Genomic DNA, 4,284 nt, shown 5'->3' on the forward strand with positions numbered 1-4,284 from the left:
GCCGACGAGATCGGGATGATCCGTCCGAATAATAAATAAAAATAATCTTTCAGTAAGAACAAGAAAAAAAGGTAGGCTGAAATGAGTTATACCCTAAAAATGCATCGCGTATTCAGTGCGCCACCGGAACGGGTGTACCGGGCTTTTATTCATCCAGATGCTATTGCAAAATGGCTGGCACCGCATGGCTTTACTGCCAGAGTTGAGCATGCCGAAGTCAAACCGGGAGGCAGCTATAAAATCACCTTGACCAATTTTGCCACTGGTACCCAGCATCATTTACATGGCACCTATCATGAAGTTATTCCTAACCAGTTACTGCGCTATACCGATTGCTTTTCTACACCTGAGGTCAAAGGTGAAATTGAAGTCACGCTCATCTTTGAAAAAGTGTCTGTAGGCACCAGCCTGCATATTATTCAGGTGGGTTATCCGGATCTGGTACCGCCATCTGCATGCCACTTAAGCTGGCAGGAGTCATTGCAACTTTTGTCCTGGTTGGTCAATCCACATATTTTGGATGGTTAGGTTCAGTTAATTAAGTTGAGCGGGAGATCCTTTTAAAGCTTGAGCATGAGCCCACCCAAAGATGCTATAATTCAGCTTTAATTTTTTGTTTTTTCTTTTATTTTTTATTTTGTTGAGGTTGCTATGGCTCTACCACAATGCCCAAAATGCCAGTCTGAATATACTTATGAAGATGGTGACTTGTTAATCTGCCCAGAATGTGGATATGAGTGGAAAGAAGGGGAAGCAACTGAGGAAACCGTGGTCATCAAGGATGCGCATGGCAATCTGCTGGCTGATGGCGACACAGTTACGGTGATTAAGGATCTTAAAATTAAAGGATCTTCTTCAGTGGTTAAAGTCGGGACTAAAGTCAAAAATATTCGTCTATTGCCCGATGCAACTGATGGACATGATATTGACTGTAAAATTGATGGCATTGGCGCCATGAAGCTCAAATCTGAATATGTGAAAAAAGCCTGATACGTTCTTATACGAATGAGTGCTTTCGGTCTTCGGGTTTGAAGGTTTATGCTTCTTCCTCAAACTCGAAGATCAATCTCTTCTGATTGCCATATCATGCCTGGATCTATGCTTTATGCCTCATCTTCATCTTGAATATTCAGATAATATTCAGCAGCTTGAAACCCGACCTTTAATGTTGGCAATTCACCAGGCCTTATTTAACGCCGGTTATATTAATGACCCGAATGATTTAAAAAGTAGGGCGATTGTACAGCAGGATTTTGTGATTGGACTAGAGCAGGAGACAGATCAGGCTTATGTACATGCTAAAGTTTCTCTCCTGACTGGTCGTAGTCTGGACATCCGCCAGGCAATTTCCAAGCTGGTACTTCAGGTCATGCAGCAGCACATTGTCTCGCAGCCGGGGTTAAAGATTCAGCTCTGTGTTGAAATTCTGGAAATGGACAAAGAGACTTATACTAAAGCTATTATTTGATTTTTTTTAGATTGAAGTGAGGACTAGGAAATGAAGTTTTCTTAGTTTCTCTCTTTATCTTGAATACATCAGAACTTAATAAAAAATTGAGAAGTATCAAAGCGATTTTGAAATATAAAGAACGATAAATAAAACTAGAGCATGAAAATTTAAATAATCAGTCAAAATTCACCTGATGATTGCAGTTGATCAGAAAATTTTGCCTATAATTAAAAAATGGTGTAATTTTAGGTATTAGGTCACACTTTTGACCTGATATATGGGGGATGGGTAAAACTAGGACCCATTCACATAATTAAAAATAATGAAAAACAAGAAAGACTGAAAATAATGAGATGCTTGAAATCTCGGTTTTCAAGTCTGAATAAAACCTTATAGAGAGGTATTCAATGAAAATAATAGGGGAAGAATGTCTGGCTCAGGAAGTCAGGACATTTTTACAAAAATGGGATCAAGCTATTTGTTCACTTGAATTCAGCGAAATTCGTCAACTTTGCCGACCAGATGTCTGTCTGATTGATATTAGCTCCGAACTGAAAGGGATCGAGGCTTATCAGGCTGCATGGCAACAGTACCGCCCATATATGCGCAACAATGGTATGCGCGTTGAACGGAAGGAGGTCACCATTCAGGTCAATAATGACATGGCTTTCGTATATGGTTATGTCCGGATTGCCTATGCGGCGATGGAACGATATTTCCCTTTGCAATGGTGCCGCTTCAGCATGGTCTTGAGCAAGCAGCAAGATCAGTGGCAATTGCATTATCAACATATTTCTGTTCCTGTTCAGGAGAAAACTGAAAAACTGCGTCCTGTGAAACTGGCAGGTTAAGGCGCAAGTTTTAAATTTCATTGAAACAAGATCATCACGTCTATTTGTCCATTCTTGAAAAAAATCACCATAAAAAGCCTGAATCGTTCAGGCTTTTTTATTTAGGGAAGATTAGAAACGTTTTGGAATCCGCTGACCATCCGGTACCGGAATTTCCGCATTCTTTAATACACCAAATAACCAGGTTTCTGCATGTTGTACGGCAGTTTTTAACTGGTCACCCAAAGCTAGACGTCCGGCAATAAAACTCGCCAGTGAACAGCCTGAGCCGTGATATTCACCTTCCAGACGCGGACAACGCGTTTCGTTGATCAATTCACCCTGAATATATAGACGGTTCTGGATATAGTCGGGAGTATCTTCGTGGCCACCTTTAACAAGAATCGCGTGGGCACCCATTTCGAACAGTTTCTGCGTGGCTTGATCTAAATCCTGCTCACCTGTCAGAGCGCGCAACTCGACTGTATTTGGAGTTAAAATCGTGGCTAGCGGAATCAGTTGTTTAAACGCTTTGACCAGTGTGGCTTGATTGCCGAGTGAGCCACCACTATTGGCTACCAGCACTGGATCCAGTACATACTGATAGTCCGGATGCGCAGTTAGAAATTCTGCCAGTGCTTCAATATTTTCAGTCGTTCCCAGCATGCCTGATTCAACACAACGAATCGGCAGATCCTTTACCACAGCATTGGCCTGAGCCAGCAGTAATTCCTTTGAAGTTGCTTCAAAACCAAAGACCTGTTGTGAGTTCTGGATAGTCAGGGCTGTACAGGCTATTGCAGCATGAGCACCACTTTGACCGATGGCTTCAATATCTGCTTGAAGGCCTGCTCCACCTGAAGGATCTAAACCTGAAAAGCAAAGTACGGTAGGTCGCAAAATGATGTCCTTCATTCACTAAAATTGCCTTAGTATAGGCAAATTTATTCAAACTCTCGATATTAATTTCTATCACTTGCAAGAACGGTCTGTCAGGCAAAATTTCGTATGTTTTATCTGATCAAAATATAGAGTTGATTACCCTGAAAATGGGCATTCTTGGCTTGTTTTTATGGCCTAATAATTCCTTTAGGGTAGACAAATCTGGCTATACTCACGATATGAATTGATGTCGGCTGCAAACATAGGGGACAAGGTGTGATTCAGAATATTTTAATTGACTTGGATGGTACATTAACTGATCCAAAAGTGGGGATTACGACTTCTGCCCGCTATGGTCTGGAAAAGGTGGGTCATCCGATCAGTGAAGACACGAATATTGACTGGATTATCGGGCCTCCTCTAAAAGCTTCGCTAGCCAAAATTCTGAATGTAGATGCGGATGATACCCTGGCTGAACAGGCACTAATGGCATATCGTGAGCGTTTTGCAGTGACTGGCTTATATGAAAATCACGTCTTTGAAGGCGTAGCTGAAACTCTGGCGGAACTTAAACGCCGTGGTTATCGCCTGTTTCTCGCAACAGCAAAACCAACCGTTTATGCCAAACAGATTCTGGAACATTTTAATCTGGCCCAGTATTTTACTGAGATTTATGGCAGTGAGCTGAATGGTGACCGGACTAATAAAGGGGAACTGATTCAGTATATCCTGGAACAACAAGGCATACAGGCTAATCAATGCATTATGGTGGGGGACCGTGAGCATGATATTTTTGGTGCCCGCCATAATGGGATTGAGTCGATTGCAGTCAAATACGGCTATGGTTCAGAAATTGAATTACAGCAGGCACAGCCTAAATATACGATTGAGAACTTTAGTCATTTATTAGACTATTTAAAATAATTTTTTATTTTCTTTAATAAATAAAATGCTTCTATGTTTAGGAGCATTTTTTTATATTCATTTTAATAATAATTTTTAACTACATCTTTTGAATGGAAATCTGTTTTATTGCGTTAACTTGATTAATTATTTGTATACTTTTGTTCTAATATTTTTCATGCTTACATAAATATAATAATGTATTTTATGTGATCAATG

At 40.5% G+C, this 4,284-nt stretch carries 6 protein-coding genes; 5 read left to right on the plus strand and 1 reads right to left on the minus strand.

What is annotated here, in order from left to right; all coding sequences use genetic code 11:
• Positions 1–81 precede the first annotated feature (81 nt).
• The 4 genes from B4J23_RS03715 to B4J23_RS03730 all read left to right on the plus strand — a co-directional run bounded on the left by B4J23_RS03715 (position 82) and on the right by B4J23_RS03730 (position 2,301).
• The gene (locus B4J23_RS03715) at positions 82–528 is read left to right on the plus strand and encodes an SRPBCC domain-containing protein (protein ID WP_004785131.1); all 447 of its coding nucleotides are present in this window, start codon (positions 82–84) and stop codon (positions 526–528) included.
• A gap of 123 nt (positions 529–651) precedes the next feature.
• Positions 652–990 (plus strand): zinc ribbon domain-containing protein YjdM, encoded by a 339-nt coding sequence (locus B4J23_RS03720; protein WP_034705280.1) that lies wholly within the window; start codon positions 652–654, stop codon positions 988–990.
• A gap of 115 nt (positions 991–1,105) precedes the next feature.
• Positions 1,106–1,468 (plus strand): 5-carboxymethyl-2-hydroxymuconate Delta-isomerase, encoded by a 363-nt coding sequence (locus B4J23_RS03725; protein WP_004785128.1) that lies wholly within the window; start codon positions 1,106–1,108, stop codon positions 1,466–1,468.
• A 389-nt stretch (positions 1,469–1,857) separates the two neighbouring features.
• Positions 1,858–2,301: a YybH family protein gene (locus B4J23_RS03730; protein WP_159123697.1), complete on the plus strand. Its 444-nt coding sequence runs from the start codon at positions 1,858–1,860 to the stop codon at positions 2,299–2,301.
• A gap of 111 nt (positions 2,302–2,412) precedes the next feature.
• Here the strand turns inward: B4J23_RS03730 and B4J23_RS03735 are convergent, their stop codons facing one another.
• On the minus strand, positions 2,413–3,180 hold the full coding sequence (locus B4J23_RS03735; RefSeq protein ID WP_291358787.1) for a hydroxymethylpyrimidine/phosphomethylpyrimidine kinase: 768 nt from the start codon (positions 3,178–3,180) through the stop codon (positions 2,413–2,415).
• A gap of 258 nt (positions 3,181–3,438) precedes the next feature.
• On the opposite strand from B4J23_RS03735, the gene B4J23_RS03740 reads away from it, so the two are divergent.
• Positions 3,439–4,086, plus strand: coding sequence for an HAD family hydrolase (locus B4J23_RS03740; protein WP_291358786.1), 648 nt, complete (start codon positions 3,439–3,441; stop codon positions 4,084–4,086).
• Positions 4,087–4,284: the final 198 nt, after the last annotated feature.

This window comes from Acinetobacter sp. UBA3025 (assembly GCF_002367915.1).
Classification (GTDB): domain Bacteria; phylum Pseudomonadota; class Gammaproteobacteria; order Pseudomonadales; family Moraxellaceae; genus Acinetobacter.

Coding starts and splice junctions, on each gene's coding strand:
- B4J23_RS03715 (WP_004785131.1), top strand. CDS start 82: ATGAGTTATACCCTAAAAATGCATCGCGTATTCAGTGCGCCACCGGAA.
- B4J23_RS03720 (WP_034705280.1), top strand. CDS start 652: ATGGCTCTACCACAATGCCCAAAATGCCAGTCTGAATATACTTATGAA.
- B4J23_RS03725 (WP_004785128.1), top strand. CDS start 1,106: ATGCCTCATCTTCATCTTGAATATTCAGATAATATTCAGCAGCTTGAA.
- B4J23_RS03730 (WP_159123697.1), top strand. CDS start 1,858: ATGAAAATAATAGGGGAAGAATGTCTGGCTCAGGAAGTCAGGACATTT.